Origin of the sequence: Lentibacter algarum, from assembly GCF_018860975.1 — a bacterium.
GTDB classification, from domain to species: domain Bacteria; phylum Pseudomonadota; class Alphaproteobacteria; order Rhodobacterales; family Rhodobacteraceae; genus Lentibacter; species Lentibacter algarum_A.
Genome location: NZ_JAHKQI010000005.1, coordinates 57,512 through 76,578 on the forward strand (window position 1 = coordinate 57,512; position 19,067 = coordinate 76,578).

Annotated in this window: 17 protein-coding genes; 9 read left to right on the forward strand and 8 right to left on the reverse strand. The window is 55.6% G+C overall.

Features of this window, described 5'->3' with window-relative positions; genetic code table 11:
• Positions 1-5 precede the first annotated feature (5 nt).
• From KO498_RS04595 to KO498_RS04610, 4 genes are all read left to right on the forward strand, one after another.
• Positions 6-1,256, forward strand: a complete 1,251-nt coding sequence (locus tag KO498_RS04595; RefSeq protein ID WP_215958717.1) for a SpoIIE family protein phosphatase — start codon at positions 6-8, stop codon at positions 1,254-1,256.
• 88 nt (positions 1,257-1,344) lie between these two features.
• Positions 1,345-2,307 (forward strand): Hsp33 family molecular chaperone HslO, encoded by a 963-nt coding sequence (locus tag KO498_RS04600; RefSeq protein ID WP_215958718.1) that lies wholly within the window; start codon positions 1,345-1,347, stop codon positions 2,305-2,307.
• Positions 2,304-2,897: an NUDIX hydrolase gene (locus KO498_RS04605; protein WP_215958719.1), complete on the forward strand. Its 594-nt coding sequence runs from the start codon at positions 2,304-2,306 to the stop codon at positions 2,895-2,897. Before KO498_RS04600 ends, KO498_RS04605 begins: the two co-directional genes overlap by 4 nt.
• Positions 2,898-2,944: 47 nt before the next feature.
• On the forward strand, positions 2,945-4,039 hold the full coding sequence (locus KO498_RS04610; RefSeq protein WP_215958720.1) for a CCA tRNA nucleotidyltransferase: 1,095 nt from the start codon (positions 2,945-2,947) through the stop codon (positions 4,037-4,039).
• Here the strand turns inward: KO498_RS04610 and ilvA are convergent.
• Positions 4,025-5,263 (reverse strand): threonine ammonia-lyase IlvA, encoded by a 1,239-nt coding sequence (gene ilvA, locus KO498_RS04615; protein ID WP_215958721.1) that lies wholly within the window; start codon positions 5,261-5,263, stop codon positions 4,025-4,027. The two genes, KO498_RS04610 and ilvA, sit on opposite strands and share 15 nt — an antisense overlap.
• 102 nt (positions 5,264-5,365) lie before the next feature.
• Here ilvA and KO498_RS04620 point away from each other — a divergent pair, with 102 nt between their 5' ends.
• Positions 5,366-6,583, forward strand: coding sequence for an argininosuccinate synthase (locus KO498_RS04620; protein WP_215958722.1), 1,218 nt, complete (start codon positions 5,366-5,368; stop codon positions 6,581-6,583).
• Between the two features lie 217 nt (positions 6,584-6,800).
• On the opposite strand, the gene KO498_RS04625 is transcribed toward KO498_RS04620, so the two are convergent.
• From KO498_RS04625 to KO498_RS04640, 4 genes are all read right to left on the reverse strand, one after another.
• A complete protein-coding gene (locus KO498_RS04625; RefSeq protein WP_215958723.1) occupies positions 6,801-7,346 on the reverse strand; it encodes a hypothetical protein in 546 nt (181 codons plus the stop codon).
• A 15-nt stretch (positions 7,347-7,361) separates the two neighbouring features.
• Positions 7,362-8,408, reverse strand: coding sequence for a fatty acid desaturase (locus tag KO498_RS04630; protein WP_215958724.1), 1,047 nt, complete (start codon positions 8,406-8,408; stop codon positions 7,362-7,364).
• A gap of 198 nt (positions 8,409-8,606) precedes the next feature.
• Positions 8,607-9,323, reverse strand: coding sequence for a sulfotransferase (locus tag KO498_RS04635; RefSeq protein ID WP_252731273.1), 717 nt, complete (start codon positions 9,321-9,323; stop codon positions 8,607-8,609).
• Positions 9,320-10,225 (reverse strand): D-amino acid aminotransferase, encoded by a 906-nt coding sequence (locus tag KO498_RS04640; protein WP_215958725.1) that lies wholly within the window; start codon positions 10,223-10,225, stop codon positions 9,320-9,322. The genes KO498_RS04635 and KO498_RS04640 overlap by 4 nt, the downstream gene beginning before the upstream one ends.
• 113 nt (positions 10,226-10,338) lie before the next feature.
• On the opposite strand from KO498_RS04640, the gene msrA reads away from it, so the two are divergent.
• A complete protein-coding gene (msrA, locus tag KO498_RS04645; protein WP_215958726.1) occupies positions 10,339-10,989 on the forward strand; it encodes a peptide-methionine (S)-S-oxide reductase MsrA in 651 nt (216 codons plus the stop codon).
• On the opposite strand, the gene KO498_RS04650 is transcribed toward msrA, so the two are convergent.
• Both KO498_RS04650 and KO498_RS04655 read right to left on the reverse strand, forming a co-directional pair.
• Positions 10,986-11,867, reverse strand: a complete 882-nt coding sequence (locus tag KO498_RS04650) for a ribokinase (protein ID WP_215958727.1) — start codon at positions 11,865-11,867, stop codon at positions 10,986-10,988. The two genes, msrA and KO498_RS04650, sit on opposite strands and share 4 nt — an antisense overlap.
• A gap of 6 nt (positions 11,868-11,873) precedes the next feature.
• A complete protein-coding gene (locus tag KO498_RS04655) occupies positions 11,874-14,129 on the reverse strand; it encodes an NADP-dependent malic enzyme (RefSeq protein ID WP_215958728.1) in 2,256 nt (751 codons plus the stop codon).
• Positions 14,130-14,293: 164 nt separating this feature from the next.
• On the opposite strand from KO498_RS04655, the gene mutS reads away from it, so the two are divergent.
• Positions 14,294-16,903: a DNA mismatch repair protein MutS gene (gene mutS / locus KO498_RS04660; RefSeq protein WP_215959400.1), complete on the forward strand. Its 2,610-nt coding sequence runs from the start codon at positions 14,294-14,296 to the stop codon at positions 16,901-16,903.
• Here the strand turns inward: mutS and KO498_RS04665 are convergent.
• Positions 16,896-17,852 carry a phosphotransferase gene (locus tag KO498_RS04665; RefSeq protein WP_215958729.1) on the reverse strand — a complete coding sequence of 319 codons (957 nt, stop codon included), beginning with the start codon at positions 17,850-17,852 and terminating at the stop codon, positions 16,896-16,898. The two genes, mutS and KO498_RS04665, sit on opposite strands and share 8 nt — an antisense overlap.
• An 85-nt stretch (positions 17,853-17,937) precedes the next feature.
• Here KO498_RS04665 and KO498_RS04670 point away from each other — a divergent pair, with 85 nt between their 5' ends.
• A complete protein-coding gene (locus KO498_RS04670; protein WP_215958730.1) occupies positions 17,938-18,180 on the forward strand; it encodes an exodeoxyribonuclease VII small subunit in 243 nt (80 codons plus the stop codon).
• Complete coding sequence (locus KO498_RS04675) at positions 18,170-19,057, forward strand: polyprenyl synthetase family protein (RefSeq protein ID WP_215958731.1); 888 nt, start codon at positions 18,170-18,172, stop codon at positions 19,055-19,057. Before KO498_RS04670 ends, KO498_RS04675 begins: the two co-directional genes overlap by 11 nt.
• The last annotated feature ends 10 nt before the right edge of the window (positions 19,058-19,067 follow it).

Below are 19,067 nucleotides of genomic sequence, written 5' to 3' on the forward strand. Positions count from 1 at the left end.
AAGAAGTGCAAAGTAATAGGCAAACAGAGGAAACCTCGCAGAAGGAGAAATACCTTGTTCTGGTTGTTGACGACAGCAAGCTGCAACGAACTATCCTGCGTGTTAGCCTGAAAAAGTGGGGCTACCGTGTCGCCGAGGTTACTTCCGGGAGTGAAGCGGTCGAGTTTTGTGAGCATACATCGCCTGATTTGGTGATCAGTGACTGGATGATGCCTGAGATGGATGGAATCGAGTTTTGCAAGCGCTTCAAGGCACTGCAAAACGAGAGGTTCGGTTACTTCATTCTATTTACCTCCAAGAGCGAATCAACAGAAATTGCGCAGGGGCTGGAGAACGGAGCTGACGATTTCTTAACCAAACCTGTCAGTTCGACAGAGCTGCGTGCGCGGCTGGTTGCAGGCGAGCGCATTCTTGAAATGGAGCGGGAACTAAAGCGCAAAAACCACCTGATCAATGCAACTTTGGATGAACTGAAAGCGCTATATACCACGATCGACAATGATCTGATTGAAGCCAAGCAACTGCAGCAGTCGCTGGTGCGCGAACGCTACAAAGACTTTGGCACCGCGCGCATTTCACTGCTGTTGCAATCAAGCGGCCATGTTGGCGGTGATCTGGTCGGGTTTTTCCCGATAAATGATGAAGAAGTCGGCCTGTATGCGATAGATGTCTCTGGTCATGGAATCAGCTCTGCATTGATGACAGCGCGGCTGGCTGGCTATATGTCGTCTGCTTCCAAAGACCAGAACATCGCGATTGTGAAGCATGCGAGCGAGGGATACGTCCCGCTTGCACCTGCTAAGGTAGTCACCTCTCTCAATGACTTGGTTTTACGCGAAATGACGACCGAGCATTACTTCACGCTGATCTATGCGATCGCCAACCTGAAGACAGGCCGAGTACAGTTGTCACAGGCCGGGCATCCGCATCCACTGGTTCAGCGCAGAAACGGAACTATCGAAAGCCTTGGTGCCGGGGGGTTGCCAGTGGGGTTGCTGCCAGACGCAACCTATGAGGAGTTCGAAACCAGCCTTGAGTCAGGGGACAGATTGCTACTTTTCTCTGATGGTGTGTCAGAGTGCATGCGTGATGACGGAACATTGTTTGACGATGAAGGTGTTGTCGAGTTTTTGCAGACCCGCTCGGATTCCAACAGCGCGGAATTGCTCGACAACCTAGTGTTTACGCTCGACAGGTTTGTTGGCGGTAATGATTTTTCTGACGATGTTTCGGCCATATTGTGGGAGCGGAGCTAGCAGGAGACGGCGCAACGCACCCCCCAAGACTTGCACCTGTGCCTTGTGACGATTAGGTGCTGCATCTAGGCGCTGATAGGGTGATGATATGACGCAAGCAGAAAACGTAAAATGGGATGAACAGGTTTTGCCGTTCGAGCTCCGCAATTCTGACATTCGCGGGCGGGTTGTTCGGCTTGATAAGACAGTCAATGATATCCTTGCGCAACACAGCTATCCGGCAAAAGTTGAATCACTGATTTCTGAAATGGTGATCATTACTGCGCTTTTGGGCAGTATGGTAGAACCACGCTGGAAGCTTTCGTTGCAAGTGCAAACTGATGGGCCAGTGCGCATGATCGCGACGGACTATTATGCCGCCGGGCAGGACGGTGGCGCAGCCAAAATTCGCGCCTATACAAGTTATGATGCTGATCGTCTTACCGAGGGTGCGCCGTTTGAACAACTTGGGCAAGGCTATTTTGCTGTGCTTGTTGATCAGGGAGAAGGCACAAAGCCATATCAAGCGCTTTCAGCGTTGACGGGGAGTTCTATCGCCGAGGCGGCAGAGGGGTATTTTCAGAGCTCAGAGCAGATCGACACGAAACTACTTGTCGAGCACGGTGAGACTTACCTGCCAAACGAGCAGTCACATTGGCGCGCGGCGGGCATTTTGCTGCAACATGTGCCGCGCTCGCGCAAAGAGATGGCGAAGGTTGAAGAGCTTGACGAACGTGAGCACGCACGCCGCAAAGATGAAGACTGGTCGCGGGTGAACATCTTGCTTGGCACGGTTGAAAACCTTGAGCTGTTGGGGCCATTTGTGTCACCGCCCGACCTTATCTGGCGCCTGTTCAACGAAGAAGCGCCAGCAGTTTATGAGCCCAGAAAAGTGCAGTTTGGTTGCACTTGCTCTGAAGAGCGGGTGCGCAACAGCCTGTCTATTTATGGCGTGAAGGACATTGAAAAAATGACAACGGAAGACGGCTTGGTGACCGCCGACTGCCAGTTTTGCAACCGGCACTTCGCACTTGATCCGGCAAGTGTCGGGAAAGACGGGAGCACGGCTTGAAACAGCAGCTTGATCAGTTGTTTAACGCTTTGGCGCGTAAGGCCGAGCCGTCTTCGGACTTTGATCTAAACTTCCAGACGCCGTCAAAGTTTGACGCTCTTCGGGCAGCAGCTGTTCTGGTTGCCTTCAAAGAAGATAACGGCAAACTAAGCCTCATCCTAACCAAACGTGCCAGTGGGTTGCGTCATCATCCCGGGCAAATTGCCTTTCCCGGTGGTAAGGTTGAGGATAGCGACACTTCAGACGAGGCTGCGAGTTTGCGGGAAGCCGAAGAGGAGATCGGACTTGCGCCCAGCTCTGTCGAAATCATTGGCAGTTTACCGACCCACACAACGGTTACAGGTTTTGCAGTGCGGCCTTTTGTCGGGTTGGTGCGCGCTCCTTTCACACCGTTGCTTGACGAGGGGGAAGTTGCCGAGGTGATCTATGCGCCTTTTGACCATGTTCTTGATCAGTCCAAATACCTCGTTCAAGGACGAAACTATTTTGGGCAGTTCCGGAAGTATTACACGATCCCCTATGGGCCGCATTACATTTGGGGTGCGACGGCGCGGATGACTTATGGCTTGGCAAAACGGGTATTGCTTTGAAAAGCATAGGTGGAGAATGGGTTTCTAACGAAAGCGCTCAAGCTTTTTTGAGTGCAGCGGAGAAGGCGGGGTTCGAGGCGTATTTTGTCGGTGGATGTGTGCGCAACGCTCTGCTTGGCTTGCCAGTGAGTGACATCGACTTGGCAACCAATGCCCGCCCAGATGACGTTGTGGCCTTGGCTAAGGGGCTGGGCTTCAAGCCGGTTCCGACAGGGCTTGATCATGGGACGATCACGGTTGTCGGTCTGCAAGCGGTGTTGGAAGTGACGACGTTTCGTCACGATGTCGAGACAGATGGGCGACATGCTGTGATCGCATTTTCCGACCAACTCGAAGTTGACGCCAAGCGCCGTGATTTCCGGATGAATGCGCTTTATGCTGACAAATCAGGCAAACTGTATGACCCGACAGGTGGGCTTGAAGACATTACTGCCAAGCGTTTGCAATTTGTCGGCAATGCGCAAGAGCGTATTCGCGAAGACTACTTGCGCATTGTCAGGTTGTTTCGGTTCGCGGCGCAACTCGGTTTTGGGGCCAAGGGGCTTGATGCGGTAGCTTTGCAAGCATCTGGCAGGTTGTCTTACGGGCTTGGGCATGTGTCGCGCGAGCGAAAGACAGCCGAACTCATGAAACTCCTGAGCGCTGAGAACCCTTTTGAAGTGCTGCAAAGAATGCGCGATTGCGGTGTGCTGCACCGCGTGCTTCCGGGGGCAAGTTTGGCCGTGCTTGAGCGTTTTTTGCAATATGAAGATGATGTGCACCCTCTTGCCCGGCTGGCCAGTTTGACATTCTACACAGACACCAACCAGTTGAGGCTTTCGAATGCTGAAAAGGCGGCCGTTGCAACGCTGAAAAGTTTTGCCCGGTCGGGCTGCTCACCAGAGGTGTTTGCTTACCGCCACGGAGCAGAGTTAGCCTTGCCTGCTGTCAGTGTTTCGTCGGCTGTTTACGGAGATGCTCCGAGCGAACCTGTGCAAGAAAAGATGCGCTGGGCTGCGAAGCAGAGCTTCCCGCTGGCGGCGCAAGATTTGATGCCTCGGTATAGTGGCAAAGCGCTGGGCGATGCTTTGAAGCGGGCTGAAAACGCCTGGATATCTTCGGGCTTCACACTTGGAAAGCAGGCGCTCCTAGACGAGGAATGAGGCGAGCACTTCGTCGTCTGTGATGTCGCGCATTTGAAAGCCGGCACCTTCTGCAAGTGCGCTGAGGTGGTCGAAATTTTTTGCGTTGTCTGTTTCGATTCCGATTAGAACTGTGCCGAAATTGCGGGCTGACTTTTTGAGGTATTCGAAGCGGGTGATGTCATCGTGTGAGCCGAGAAAACCGAGAAAATCACGCAGAGCACCAGGGCGTTGGGGCATTTTGAGAATGAAGTATTTCTTCAAGCCAGAATAACGCTGGGCACGTTCTTTGACCTCAGGTAGGCGCTCGAAATCAAAGTTGCCACCAGAGGTTACGCAGACCACGGTTTTACCTTTGATATCAGGGGGCAAATCCTTCAGGGCATCAACAGCGAGAGCTCCGGCTGGTTCGAGCACGATGCCCTCGACATTGAGCATTTCGATGAGGGTTGTGCAGAGCCTGTCTTCATTAATGCTTAGGTGCTGTTGGTCTTTATAGTGCTGTAGAATCGCAAAGTTTTCGACACCGATCTGGGCGACAGCTGCGCCGTCAACGAAGGTGCTGATCTGCTCAAGTTTACGCGGCTTGCCGTCGGCAATAGCAGCAGCCAAACAGGCACCTCCGGCTGGCTCGACAAAGCAGTAAGAGGTGTCGCGCTCAAAGTAGGAAGTGACGCCAGCCGAGAGCCCGCCGCCACCCACCGGGAGCACGACCAAGTCAGGTAACTTGCCGAGTTGCTCGGAGATTTCTGCGGCGACGGTTGATTGGCCTGCGATCACATCGGGTGCATCAAACGGCGGTAGAAAAACGGCGTTTTGCGCGGTGCAAAAGGCCTGTGCAGCGTGCAGGGTTTCATCAAAATAGTCACCGATCAGTTCGATCTCGATGAGCTCGCCGCCGAAGGCTTTTGTCTTCATGATCTTTTGCTGGGGTGTGGTAACGGGCATAAATATGCGCCCCTTAACACCGAAGTATTTGCACATGAAAGCAACGCCTTGGGCATGGTTTCCGGCACTCGCGCAGACAAACGATGGCGGAGTTTTGCGGCCTTCCATGGCGTTGTTCATGGCGTTGAAAGCACCACGAATCTTGTATGAGCGCACGGGGGACAGATCTTCACGCTTGAGGTAAATCTCGGCACCATAAAGGCCCGACAAGTAGGCATTGTGCTGTAGCGGGGTTGGCTCAAACACCGAGCGTAACTTGCTGGTGATGGCGTGTGACGTTTTTTGAAAATCTCTCATCTTGTTTTATTCAACCACTAAAGCCTGACTGGCAAGGGGCTAACGCTTGCGGAGCGCCTGAAAAAGAGCTAACCCGCGAGCAACAAGCATGAGGAAAGAACGATGTCAGCGCCAAAGAAAGTTGTCCTTGCGTATTCCGGTGGGTTGGACACCTCCATCATCCTGAAGTGGCTCGAGACGGAGTATGGCTGTGAAGTGGTGACGTTCACCGCCGATCTTGGCCAAGGCGAAGAGCTTGAGCCAGCCCGCAAAAAGGCCGAGCTGATGGGTGTCAAAGACATCTACATCGAGGATGTTCGCGAAGAGTTTGTGCGTGATTTTGTCTTCCCGATGTTTCGCGCCAATGCGCTTTATGAAGGGCTTTATTTGCTCGGAACCTCTATCGCTCGGCCGCTGATTTCAAAGCGTTTGGTTGAGATCGCGGAAGAGGTTGGCGCTGATGCTGTGGCTCACGGAGCAACAGGCAAGGGCAACGACCAAGTGCGCTTTGAACTGGCTTGCTATGCGCTCAACCCCGACATCAAAGTGATCGCGCCTTGGCGGGAATGGGACTTGACCAGCCGCACCAAACTGCTTGGTTTTGCGGAACAGCACCAGATCCAGATCGCTAAGGACAAACGCGGCGAAGCCCCTTTTTCTGTTGACGCAAACCTGCTTCACACCTCGTCAGAAGGCAAGGTTTTGGAAGACCCCGCAGAGCTTGCACCGGACTATGTTTATCAGCGCACAGTTGCGCCAGAAGATGCTCCGAACGAGGCCGAATTCATAGAAGTCGGCTTTGAGCGTGGCGATGCTGTGAGCATCAATGGCGAGGCGATGAGCCCTGCCACGATCCTCACCAAGCTCAACGAGTTGGGCGGCAAACACGGTATCGGGCGGCTTGATTTTGTCGAGAACCGCTTTGTTGGCATGAAGTCACGCGGCATCTACGAAACACCGGGCGGCACTGTGCTGCTTGAGGCGCATCGTGGCATTGAACAGATCACGCTTGATAGCGGTGCCGGGCATTTGAAAGACAGCCTTATGCCACGTTATGCGGAGCTGATTTACAACGGTTTCTGGTTTAGCCCCGAGCGCGAAATGTTGCAGGCGGCGATTGATAAGAGCCAGGAGCACGTAACCGGAACCGTGAAGCTCAAGCTTTACAAAGGCGCGGCGACGACTGTTGCGCGCTGGTCGGATCACTCGCTTTATTCGGAAGCGCATGTGACGTTTGAAGACGATGCGGGCGCTTATGACCAGAAAGATGCGGCGGGCTTCATTCAGCTTAACGCCCTTCGCTTGAAGCTTTTGGCGACACGCAACCGCCGATTTAAGTGAGAAAACTCAGTAAAAACAAGCGGGTCTGTGTATTGTAGCACAGGCCCGTTTTGCTTTTGTTACGCTAGCGTTTCGGGTTGTTAACCTCTTTAGATGCGAGGCGATCGCAGGTGACTCGGGTGCATACCACAGTACATACCGCAGTGCATAATGCGTGCATACGATTTTGCGATGCGGGTTAACGCGAGTTAACTTAACGCTGCGTGCGTTGGTCGGCTTATGGAGCGGGTTGAATGGTTTTGACCGCGTCGATCAAGATTGATTTCATTGCCTCTGATTTGCCCTTCGCGGTGTGCAAGGAGAAAAGCTGCATGTAGCCATCGGGCGAGACAGTCGCGATCATCAATGCTTCGGGTACACCGAGGTTTTTGTAGTCGGCCAGCTCAAGTTGCGTGGTGACAACCCATGCTTTGTGATCTCCGATTTCTTCATATGTGCGTTCAGAAATGTCAGCGCATTTGTAGTTCTCGCAGAGGCCCTTCAGGAAGTTGTCTGTTGTCTTTTCGGCAATGCTGGCGCCCATCAAGGCAAGCGAATTGACTTTGAGATAGGTCATCGCCGAGATCACTGCGAACGGCTCGTGACCATCGGGAGAGGCCGCAACAATGGTCGATTGTTCACCCGTGAGATCAGACTCAACGCTCCATGCGATGTCGCCACCGAGTTGCATGGTGTATTTGGCGTTGGTGTCTTTGAGCTCTACCGGCGATTGGGCGAAGGCGGCAGACGCTGTCGCAGCGAAGGCAAGCGCGAGAAATTTCATAGTGTTCATCCTGTTTTAGGCCACAAGTTCGCGTGCTTCGCGAAAAGACAGCAAGCGCTTTCCGGCTTCATCCCAGAGGTGAAGGCGAGCGTTATGGAAGCTCTCGGGAATTGTCATCCGGTTGATGTTGTCGAGTTCGTCATTGTCGCGCAGCACCTCGGGGAGGCGGTAAAAAGGGATGCGGCTGTAGAGGTGATGCACATGGTGAATTCCGATATTGGCACTGAACCAGTTTAGCAGCGGCGGCATCACATAATAGGAGCTGCCGTGCAGGGCGCTGTCGTGCAATTGCCAGTCTTCATTTTGGTCCCAGTTGGTGTGCTCGAACTGGTGTTGCACGTAGAACAGCCACATGCCGATAGTTGCGGCGATGACTGTTGAGGGGATGAAGATATAGAGTATCGGGCCCCAACCACCGAAGGCATAGAGAAGACCGAGGATTGCGAGCAAGGCGACATTGCTGCCCATCGCGCTGATCCAGTACTTGCGCTCGCTGGTGAGGCCGGCGGGGTAACGCTGTTGAATGAAGAACAGGTAGGCCGGGACAAACCCAAAGAGGAAGAACGGGCTGCGATAAGCGCGGTACTGCAACCGGCGCAGGGGCGTGAGCGCGTTGTATTCATCGACGGTGAGCGTGACGATGTCACCGATGCCACGCTTGGCGAGGTTGCCATGGGACGCGTGATGAATCGAATGTGAGCGGCGCCAGACGTCATAGGGTGTGAGGGTGAGGACACCGAGAGAGCGGCCGATCCAGTCACTTAATGTGCGGCTTCTGAACAGCGATCCATGCCCGCAGTCGTGTTGAATTGTGAAGAGGCGCAAAAGAAATGCTGAAACCGGCAGCGAAAGCGCCAGAGCGAGCAGTGGGCTAACTGAAAGCGCTGCCCAAGCCAAAGCCCAAAGCACGAGAAACGGAATCGCGGTTACGGCGAGCTCGAAGTAGCTGCGCGGCTCGCTAGGTTCGCGATACTTCGCGAGGGTTCTGATCCAGGCTTGGGCTGATTTGGCGCGTGAATGCTCGTTTATCTGCTCGGCTTCAAAGTCGGGTGCGATGTTCATACGTCATTTCTTTTGTTGCTTGCGAGACTGATAGAGCAACGGGGTATTGTGACAAGGGAAATATGCTTCCTTTAGGGCAACTGAGCCAAAAGGTAGCGGATAAACCACTGAAAATTGACTAATTTACCTCAGTCGGTTCATTTTTTTGGCTTCTACGAACCGGCTTGCACAATGGTGACGGGCGTCGCCAACGCACATTCAGGCCGAGAGTTTACGCTGCGCCAGCTTCTCGTAGATTGGCAAGGCATTAGAGAGGAGCGTTTGTTGCTGAGGCGTATCAAGGCTTGGCAATGGGCCTTCTGCGCCGGCGAAGCCATTGGAGTTGTGCACGGCGTTATACCAGTGCGAGGCCCATGCACCGTCGCGGGTGTGGCCGCCTTTGGGCCAGTGCAACATGTTGTCGTCAAAGGTTATGTCGACTGCGGCGCAGAGTTTACGCAGCATTGCCTCGGGCGCTTGGCGGATATCGGCGCTGTCGATGACGATCGGGGTTTGGCCCTGCGCAAGGAGCATCTCGTAGAGTTCAAGCTGTTGCGAAAAGCCGATATCAGCGAGGCCGAAGTTTTGATACTTGGCTCCGAAACTGGCGATGACGCGGGCGGGGTGACGGATGAGGAAGATGTTTTGCACCTCAAGCATCCAGTCGCGCGGCACCGATGGCAGCATGTGCTGGCACATGTGTTTCTGATAGAAATGCTGCGCTTTGGGCTTTGTTAGAGACTGAATTACATCGTCTGCATCGTGGGGTTGGCTGGCAAGAACTGCGTCGCGCATGGGGTGATCAAGGCCAGTTTGCGCGAGGTAGTGCGCGTAAAAGGGCTCATCGACCACGTCGAAGTCGGCGCGGTTACCAAAGGCATACATCATCGCGGTTGAGAGGTTGCGTGGGCCTGACCACATCGCGATGCTTTTCATGCGTCGGCCTCGATGAGTTCTTTGTAAAGCGTGCGAATACGCTTGGTGACGGGGCCCATTTCGGCGGTGCCAATTTGCCTTCCGTCAATCTCGCTGACGGGTGTTTGAGCACCGAATGTGCCGGTGAGAAAGGCTTCGTCGGCGCCGTATGTGTCAACCAAGCTATAGTTGCGCTCGAAAACAGGGATTCCGTCGGCGCGGCAAACATCGATGACTTTTTGACGGGTGATTCCGTTCATGCAGTAGTCCCCGGTTGATGTCCAAACCGCACCTTTGCGCACAATGAAGAAGTTGCAGGCGTTGGTGGTGTTCACAAAGCCGTGCACGTCGAGCATCAGGGCTTCGTCAGCACCGGCTTTTTCGGCGGCGATGCAGGCGAGGATGCAGTTGAGCTTGGAGTGCGAGTTGAGCTTGGGATCTTGTGTCATCGGCAAGCCGCGGATGTGCGGCACTGTAGCAAGCTTGATCGGGCGGGGGATCTTGGGCTGCGAGTGCTCCATGATGATGGTGATCGTCGGGCCTTGCTGGCTCAGCGAAGGGTGCTGGAACGGGCGGGTTTTGACGCCGCGTGTTACCATCAGACGCGCATGTGCGTCGGTTGTCATATTGTTGGCTGATTGTGTCTCTAACAAGGCTGAATAGAGCTGATCGCGGCTCATCCCGATGTCGAGGTCGATAGCTTTTGCGGCTTCAAACAAGCGGTCAAAATGCTCGCCCCAAAACGCCCAGTTGCCGTTGTAAAGGCGCAGGCCCTCCCACACCCCGTCACCGAGCATGAAGCCGCTGTCGTAGACACTGACAACGGCTTGAGCCTTTGGCACGCAGCTGCCATTGAGCCAGATGAGAATTTGCTCGTTGCGGGCATCTTCCTCGGCTGCATGGGTGGTGGTTTTGTCGGCCATTGTGTCAGCTCCTCACGTTTTCCCAACGAGTTGTAACCTCTTTGTGAGGCCTGTCTACAGCAGAGATTTTTGCCGCTAGAGTGAAGCCAAGAGATTGCGGAGGAGTATGAGCAATGAAGTGTAGTGTGAAAGAATTGAAAGCTCTGATGTTGGCGGTGTTGATCGGACTTGGGCTGATGTTGCAAGCGAACACGGCACAGGCCGGACCACGCGAGAGTATCGTTGTGGCGGGCGGTTGTTTTTGGTGTGTTGAATCCGACTTCGAGAAGGTGCCAGGCGTTATCAGCGCCGTTTCCGGCTTTAGCGGTGGAAAGAGCAAAAACCCGACTTACAAGAGCCACGCGGGGCACTATGAAGCGGTTAAGATCACCTTCGATGCGGGTAAAGTGAGCCGCGAAAAGCTGTTGCATATGTTTATGCGCTCGATTGATCCGACGGATGCGGGCGGGCAGTTTTGTGATCGTGGTTCTGCATATAAGACCGCGGTATTTTACAGTGGTGCAGGTGAGAAAGAGCTCGCTCGGAAAGCTGTAACTCAGGCGGGATCAGACCTGGGGCGCAAAATTGCCACCAAGGTGTTGCCGCTGAACGGGTTTTACCCTGCCGGAGAATACCACCAAGACTATTACAAAAGCAGCAAGGTTGTGCTGACCCGCGCGGGGCCTAAAAGCAAGGCGGCGGCTTACAAGTTTTACCGCAAGGCCTGTGGGCGCGACCAAAAGGTTAAGGCGCTTTGGGGTGGTGCGGCGCCGTTTGCTGGCTAGGTTGCGGGCTGATTTTTGAGAAACGCGTCAACTTCGGCGCGGGAGGGGATGGCTTCGGCTGTCCCCTTTTTCGTGACTTGCAGGGCGGAAGCAGCGGACGCGAAACGAAGTGCATCTGTGAGAGACTGGCCCTCGTGCAGCGCGGCGGCGAGGTAGCCTGCGTGGGTATCACCAGCGCCGGTTGTGTCGACAGCTTGCACCGGGAAGGCAGGGTAACGTTGTTCACCCGAAGCTGTGATCGCGCGGCCTCCTTTTGCGCCTTCTGTGATGACAGTTGTGGCGGGGCCGAGAGCGTTTTCTGTGCGGCCTGTGGCCTCGGTGAGTTGCTCAAGCTCAACACGGTTAAGGATCAGAACATCGGTGAGTGGCAAGAGCTTTTCTGTGGCGTCTGCATTAAACGGCGCTGCGGAATAGGCGACGGTAACGCCTTTGCTGCGGGCAAGACTGGCGGCTTCATATGCGAGGTTAGTCTCGTTTTGCAGAAGCAGCACATCACCGGATTGCGCAACGCTCAGGGCAGCTTCAAGCCGTGTTAGAGACTGTTTCATGTTTGCACCGGGGAACACTACGATGGCGTTTTCACCGTGGGGATCGACATTGATGATTGCGTGGGCGGTCGGCGCCTCGACTTCGATGATGCTATCGACGTTGACGTTGAAGGCTTGCAGGCGCTTGACGGCCCATGCCCCCTCAGGCCCGACGGCACCGATGTGAACCACCGGCGCACCTGCGAGGGCGGCGGCCACTGATTGGTTTGCGCCCTTGCCGCCGAGGCCCGTGTGATGCGCTGTGGCGAGCAGGGTTTCGCCCGGAGCAGGGAGGTGCGGCACTTCGTAGAAATGGTCAAGGTTGATTGAGCCAAGGTTGAAGATTGTCACGCGGCGTTACCCCACTTTGCATGCTGCCAATACCGCCATGTTCACGATGTCATTTACCGTGGAGACAGTCGAGCAGATCTGGATGCTTTGGTCGATGCCTGCGAGGATCGGGCCGATAACGGTAGCGCCGGCCATTTCTTGCATGAGTTTGGTGCTGATCGAGGCAGAGTGACGCGCTGGCACGACGAGGATGTTTGCGGGACCAGTGAGGCGCGAAAACGGGTAGTTCTTTTGCGCTGACGTGTTAAGGGCGACATCGACTGTCATCTCGCCTTCGAACTCAAAATCAACGCCGCGTTCTTCTAGGACTTTTGGGGCCTGATGCATCTTTTCTGCGCGTTCGGAACGGGGGTAGCCGAAGGTTGAAAAGCTGACGAAAGCAACGCGGGGTTCGAGGCCCAAGTGGCGTGCGACATCGGCCGAGCGTTCGGCGATTGTTGCAAGGTCATTCTCGTCGGGCCACTCGTGAACGAGCGTGTCACCGATAAGCACAATGCGGCCTTTGTGCAGGAGCGCGGTGACACCGACTGCGCCGTGCTCAGCGCTGGCGTCAAACACCATGTTGATACGCTGCATAACGTGGGCCGACTTGCGGGTCGCGCCGGTAACAAGCCCGTCACCGTGACCGTGCTCAAGCATGAGGGCGGCGAAAACATGACGATCCCGCGCAGCGAGGCGGTGCACATCGTGACGATCAAAACCCTGGCGTTGCAAGCGCTCGTAGAGGAAGGATTTATACTGTGCGAGGTGCGGAGTGTTTGCGGCGTTGACGATTTCGAGCTCGTCCATAGCGTCAGCCATACCTTCAGCGGTAAGCTTGGCCTTTACGTCGTCTTCGCGACCGACAACAAGAGCATGGCCCATGCCTGAACGCTGATATTGCACAGCGGCGCGGAGCACGCGGGGGTCGTCGCCCTCGGCAAAGATCATGCGGGCCTGATTTTGACGCGCACGGGCATTGAGGCCACGCAGGATGCTGGCTGTCGGGTCCATCCGCGACTTGAGGGAGGCCTCGTAAGCTTCCATGTCGATGATCGGGCGACGGGCGACGCCTGTGTCCATGCCGGCCTTGGCAACAGCGGGCGGAATGACGTAAATGAGCCGCGGATCAAACGGCGTCGGGATGATGTAGTCGCGGCCAAAAGTCAGCTTGGTTCCGTAGGCCATCGCGACTTCATCGGGCACATCTTCGCGCGCGAGTTTGGCGAGGGCTTCGGCGCAGGCGATTTTCATTTCGTCGTTGATCGCGCGGGCGTGAATGTCGAGCGCACCGCGGAAGAGATAGGGGAAGCCGAGCACGTTGTTGACTTGGTTCGGATAGTCCGAGCGGCCAGTTGCCACGATAACGTCTTCACGCACGGCGTGGGCCTCTTCGGGGGTGATCTCCGGGTCTGGGTTGGCCATGGCGAAGATCACTGCGTTTTTGCCCATCGAAGCGACCATGTCTTGTGTGACCGCGCCTTTGGCTGACACACCGAGGAAGACGTCAGCACCATCCATAGCCTCTGCCAAAGTGCGGCTCTCTGTGTTGGCGGCGTGGGCTGATTTCCATTGGTTCATGCCTTGCTCGCGGCCTTGGTAGATAACGCCTTTGGTGTCGCACAAGATGCAGTTGTCGTGCTTGGCGCCCATGACTTTGATCAACTCGATGCAAGCGATACCAGCCGCGCCAGCGCCATTGACGACGATCTTGACGTCTTCGATTTTCTTGCCAGAAATCTGCAAAGCGTTGAGCAGGCCAGCGGCGCAGATAACGGCGGTTCCGTGCTGGTCGTCGTGAAAGACGGGGATGTCCATTTGCTCTTTGAGTTGCTGCTCGATGATAAAGCACTCGGGCGCTTTGATATCTTCGAGATTGATGCCGCCGAATGTTGGGCCCATCAGGCGCACGGCGTTGATGAACTCGTCGGGGTCTTCTGTGTCAAGCTCAAGGTCGATGCTGTTGACGTCAGCGAAGCGCTTGAAGAGCACTGACTTGCCCTCCATCACCGGCTTTGAGCCAAGCGCGCCGAGGTTACCAAGGCCGAGCACCGCGGTGCCGTTTGAAATGACAGCGACGAGGTTGCCCTTGTTGGTGTAGTCATAGGCCAGCCCGGGGTTTGCGGCGATGTCCTCACAGGGCACGGCAACACCGGGCGAATAGGCGAGCGAGAGGTCGCGCTGGGTTGTCATCGGGACAGTCGCTGTCACCTCCCATTTGCCGGGAGTTGGCTCAAGGTGAAAGGCGAGGGCATCTTCACGGGAGATCTTTTGCTTAGGCATTTTGAGCTTTCATCAAGTCAGAGTCAGACCGTCATATCCTTTGTGCACAATTCTCTCAACCAAAAGCGACTTTGCGCTTTCGTGTCGTAGCGTGCACCGTTAGTTTGGCAAGAACCGTTCGGGGGAATGCGTAAGTGACTGCTGCCAAATCTGCTGTAACGCCAATGATGGCGCAATATCTGGAGCTCAAGGCGGGCTACCCTGATGCGCTGTTGTTTTACCGTATGGGCGACTTTTACGAGATGTTCTTTGACGACGCGGTTGCCGCGGCTGAAGCTTTGGACATTGCGCTGACCAAACGCGGTAAGCATGAGGGCGAAGACATTGCCATGTGCGGTGTGCCTTACCATGCGGCCGAGAACTACTTGCTGACGCTTATTCGCAAGGGCTTTCGTGTGGCTGTTTGTGAGCAGATGGAAAGCCCTGCAGAGGCCAAGAAGCGCGGCTATAAAGCGGTTGTGAAACGCGATGTTGTGCGACTGGTGACGCCCGGAACGCTGACAGAAGAGAGCCTTTTGGAGGCGCGTCGGCACAACTATCTTGCCGCATATAGCGAGATACGCGGCGCGGCTGGCTTGGCTTGGATTGACATGTCGACTGGTGACTTTCGGGTGATGGAAGTGAGCCGCATGCGTCTCGGGCCGGAGCTGGCAAGGCTCGCGCCAAGCGAAATTGTTTTTGCCGATGCACAGTTCAGCGAGCTTGCCGAAATCGCCGAGGAGCAGGGTGTTGCCGTTACCGAGCTTGGCAAGGCGTCATTTGACAGTGACGGGGCAACCAAGCGGTTGAGTGCGTTCTTTGGTGTCGAAACGCTTGAGGCATTCGGGCAATTCACGCGGGCCGAAGTGTCGGCGCTGGGCGCGGTTCTGGATTATTTGGAGATCACCCAAAAGGGCAAGCTTCCACTGCTCGCCAAGCCTGTCCGCGAGGTGGCTGGTCGGGTGATGCAGATTGATGCGGCGACTCGGCGAAACCTTGAGCTAACCCACTCAATGCAAGGTGCGCGGGCGGGCTCGCTTTTGGCAACGGTTGATCGCACGCTGACAGCGGCTGGTGCGCGGCTTTTGGAGCGGCGGGTGAGTTCGCCTTCTTGCGATGTTGATGAGATCGGCAAGCGGCTTGATGCGGTTGCCTTTGCGCACGCTGACAGCGGGTTTTTGGGTGACACGCGCGAGGTGCTTCGGCATGTGCCTGACATGGACCGCGCGCTCTCGCGGCTTGGGCTTGAAAGGGGCGGCCCACGGGACTTGACGGCGATCAGGAACGGATTGCAGAAAGCGCAAGAAATAGGCTCTAATATGGCTCAAATCGCGCTTCCGGAACTGTTGGATAGTGCTTCCGGTAAGCTGATGGGGCATGGTGCTTTGATCGACTTGCTTGATCAGGCTCTGGTTGCCGAGCCGCCTCTGCTGCAGCGTGACGGCGGCTTCGTCATGGCGGGCTATGACGCTGAGCTTGACGAGTGCCGCGCACTGCGCGACGAGGGGCGCAGTGTGATCGCCAAGATGCAAGCAGACTATGCCGAACAGACCGGAATTTCGACACTCAAGATCAAGCATAACAACGTGCTTGGTTACTTTGTCGAGGTGACGGCGACGCATGCTGACAAGATGCTTTCAGAACCGCAGAGCGAGCTGTTCAAACACCGGCAAACGACGGCCAACCAAGTGCGTTTTACCACGGTTGCATTGAGCGAGATGGAAACGAAGATCCTGAATGCGGGTGGGCGTGCGACCGAGATCGAACTGCGGATATTTAACGAGCTGCGCGGGGCGATACTGGCCGCGCAAGAACCAGTGTTTGCGGCGACGGGCGCGCTGGCGGAGTTTGACCTTACGCTTGCTTTGGCCAGCATTGCGCGTGAGGAAGACTGGACACGACCGAGCGTCGATAACAGCCGTGCGCTTTTGATCAAGCAAGGGCGGCACCCTGTTGTTGAACACGCGCTGCGCAAGCAAGGCGGCGACGGGTTTGTGCCCAATGATTGCGCCTTGGCTGAGGATGATCACCTTTGGCTTTTGACGGGGCCGAACATGGCCGGTAAGTCAACATTCCTGCGGCAAAATGCGTTGATCGCGGTGCTGGCGCAGATGGGCAGTTTTGTGCCTGCCACGGAGGCGCATGTCGGAATTGTGAGCCAGTTGTTCAGCCGCGTTGGGGCGAGCGATGACTTGGCGCGCGGGCGCTCGACTTTCATGGTCGAGATGGTCGAAACCGCGGCGATTTTGAACCAAGCTGATGACCGTGCCTTGGTTATTCTCGACGAAATAGGGCGCGGCACGGCAACTTATGATGGTCTCTCGATCGCTTGGGCGACGCTTGAACATTTGCATGAAAAAAACCGCAGCCGGGCGTTGTTTGCCACGCATTATCACGAGATGACGCAGCTGAGCGACAAGCTTGATCACTGCTCGAATGCGACTGTCATTGTGAAGGAATGGGAGGGTGAGATCATCTTCCTGCACGAGGTGCGCAAGGGTGTCGCTGACCGCTCATATGGTGTGCAAGTCGCCAAGCTCGCAGGGCTGCCTGACAGTGTGATCGAGCGGGCGAAAGTTGTGCTTGATGCTCTGGAAAAGGGCGAGCGCGAGGGGCAGGCAAAGGCTGTGATCGACGATTTGCCGCTATTTTCCGCAACGCCTGCTCCCGCGCCGATAAAGGCCAAAGACAGCGCCGTTGAGGGGGCTTTGGCCGAGGTCTTTCCTGATGAGCTAACACCACGTGAGGCGCTTCAGGTGTTGTATGAGTTGAAGGCAAAACTGGCTGCTAAGTGATTTGCTTCATGTCGGCAAAGAGAGCTTCTGACATTGCTACAGCGTGTTCGATGCGCTGTTTTGGCATGTCAGGGTGCTCGACTTTGATCAGGGTTTCAAAGCAGATGAAGTAGGGCAGAAAGCCGTTAATTTCTTGCTCTGAAAGTGTGAACTTTTCTACATAATAGTTAAAGGCTGCGGCGTCGACGCCGAAACGGCGAGCACCGGACGGGAGCATGCCGCGGCGGGACATATGCACCAGTGCGCGGGCGATATCTTTGTAGAGCGGAGCGTGGTTTGTTGCACCAAGGTCAATTCCGGTGACTGTTCGGCCATCAAAATGCAGATTGTTGAGGTGAAAGTCGCCATGCGCGAGGGCGACGCGCCATTCGGGCAAGTTGATCTGGCGATAGAGTTTTTTCATTTTCTGAAACACGCGCCCTTCGATCTTTTGCAAGACTTCGTGAGGCTGTTTTGCGACGGCGGCTTCGGCCCAGTTGCGCCAGGGTCGGCGGTTTGGTTCGCGCGCTTCAATGCTGTTTTCGGTGAACTTATGCAGCCAGTCTGCGGCGAGATTCATCGGGGCAATTCGAGCGGGGGATTCGAGCGACCAAAGGTGATGCAGCAACCCCTTTCCGAGCGCGAAAGAAGTGACCGTTAGGCCAACATCAGGGCCGAATTCAAGCGGTTTAGAGACTGTTAGTGGCGGTTCGGACATATAGGCCCAAGCGCGGGAAAGTTCGTTCCATTCTTTCTGAGCGAGAGCTTTTGCAGCGTCATTGAGCGCAAGGCGAAACACCACGGGATCGCCATCAAGTGTGCCTTTGAAGACAGCGTGCTTTCGGGGCACGAGGCGTAGAGCTGTGTCAACTGTAGCGTCGCGACCAGTTAAGGCCGCTTCAAGCCGGTCGTGGGCGGCGCGCGCCTCGTGCGGGTAAAGCTGGATGTTGTTCTGGTCGATCTCGTTCATCCCGATAGCCTAAGCGTGGGCGGTTCTGAATTGAACCCATTTGTTTGGGCGGGTATGCTTGCCCCAAATGAGCCTGGAGAGACGAATGAGCGAGACAGCAGTAGCAGAAATGAGCTTTGAGGCCGCGATGAGCGAGTTGGAGAAAGTTGTTGGCCAACTTGAGCGTGGTGATGTGGCGCTTGAGGATTCGATTAAGCTTTATGAACGCGGTGCTTTGCTTAAGGCGCATTGCGCGACCAAGCTGAAGGAAGCGGAAGAGAAGATCGCGGTGATCACGCTTGATGGCGAGGGCAACCCTGCTGGCTTGAAGCCGCTTGATGTTGATTGAAGCGCTTACTTTTGAGCAGGCCCTAAAGCGCGCACAAGCCTTAACCGGAGATGCGGCGAAAACTGCTTTTGGTGCACCGCAAACAGAACCGCATAAGCTGCTATGTGAGGCGATGCTTTATGCGCTCGAAGGCGGCAAGGCATTGCGGGCGTTCTTGGTGATCGAATCGGCGCGGTTGCATGGGCAGAGCCTTGAGGCAGCAACGCAGGCAGCGTTGGCTGTTGAGTGCATCCATGCTTACTCGCTTATCCACGATGACTTGCCCTGTATGGACGACGACGACTTGCGCCGCGGTAAGCCGACGGTTCACCGCAAGTGGAACGAGCACACCGCTGTTTTGGCTGGTGATGCATTGCAGGCGAAGGCGTTTGAGTTGCTCGCCACGCCGGATGTTGGCGCGCATGCACTTGAGCTTGTGCGCCAGTTGGCGGTCGCTTCCGGGCATGAGGGCATGGTCGGCGGGCAGATGATGGACATTGCAGCCGAGACCAGCGAAACGCCGCTGACCATTGAGCAAATCAAAGCGGTTCAACATGGCAAAACCGGTGCGCTTATCAACTGGTCAGCAAAGGCTGGGGCAGTGATGAGCGGAGCGAGTTCGGCAGGGTTAGAGACTTATGGGCGTGCTTTGGGGCTGGCATTTCAGATCGCTGATGACATCCTGGATGTTGAGGGCGATGTAAGTGAAACAGGCAAGGCTGTTGGCAAGGATGCCGACGCGGGTAAGGCGACTTTTGTGTCACTTCTGGGCCTCGATGCGGCAAAACGCCAAGCCGCAGACCTTGTAGAACAGGGCTGCGAGGCCTTATCTGTTTATGGAAGCGATGCTGATTGCTTGCGAGAAGCCGCGCGCTTCGTTATTTCGCGGCGAAAGTAATAGCCCCGAA

What these genes read in the sequence shown, in the direction of transcription:
- KO498_RS04600 (WP_215958718.1), top strand. Translation starts at nt 1,345, where the DNA reads ATGACGCAAGCAGAAAACGTAAAATGGGATGAACAGGTTTTGCCGTTC.
- ilvA (WP_215958721.1), bottom strand. Translation starts at nt 5,263, where the DNA reads ATGAGAGATTTTCAAAAAACGTCACACGCCATCACCAGCAAGTTACGC.
- KO498_RS04620 (WP_215958722.1), top strand. Translation starts at nt 5,366, where the DNA reads ATGTCAGCGCCAAAGAAAGTTGTCCTTGCGTATTCCGGTGGGTTGGAC.
- KO498_RS04625 (WP_215958723.1), bottom strand. Translation starts at nt 7,346, where the DNA reads ATGAAATTTCTCGCGCTTGCCTTCGCTGCGACAGCGTCTGCCGCCTTC.
- KO498_RS04630 (WP_215958724.1), bottom strand. Translation starts at nt 8,408, where the DNA reads ATGAACATCGCACCCGACTTTGAAGCCGAGCAGATAAACGAGCATTCA.
- KO498_RS04635 (WP_252731273.1), bottom strand. Translation starts at nt 9,323, where the DNA reads ATGAAAAGCATCGCGATGTGGTCAGGCCCACGCAACCTCTCAACCGCG.
- KO498_RS04640 (WP_215958725.1), bottom strand. Translation starts at nt 10,225, where the DNA reads ATGGCCGACAAAACCACCACCCATGCAGCCGAGGAAGATGCCCGCAAC.
- msrA (WP_215958726.1), top strand. Translation starts at nt 10,339, where the DNA reads ATGAAGTGTAGTGTGAAAGAATTGAAAGCTCTGATGTTGGCGGTGTTG.
- KO498_RS04655 (WP_215958728.1), bottom strand. Translation starts at nt 14,129, where the DNA reads ATGCCTAAGCAAAAGATCTCCCGTGAAGATGCCCTCGCCTTTCACCTT.
- mutS (WP_215959400.1), top strand. Translation starts at nt 14,294, where the DNA reads ATGATGGCGCAATATCTGGAGCTCAAGGCGGGCTACCCTGATGCGCTG.
- KO498_RS04665 (WP_215958729.1), bottom strand. Translation starts at nt 17,852, where the DNA reads ATGAACGAGATCGACCAGAACAACATCCAGCTTTACCCGCACGAGGCG.
- KO498_RS04670 (WP_215958730.1), top strand. Translation starts at nt 17,938, where the DNA reads ATGAGCGAGACAGCAGTAGCAGAAATGAGCTTTGAGGCCGCGATGAGC.
- KO498_RS04675 (WP_215958731.1), top strand. Translation starts at nt 18,170, where the DNA reads ATGTTGATTGAAGCGCTTACTTTTGAGCAGGCCCTAAAGCGCGCACAA.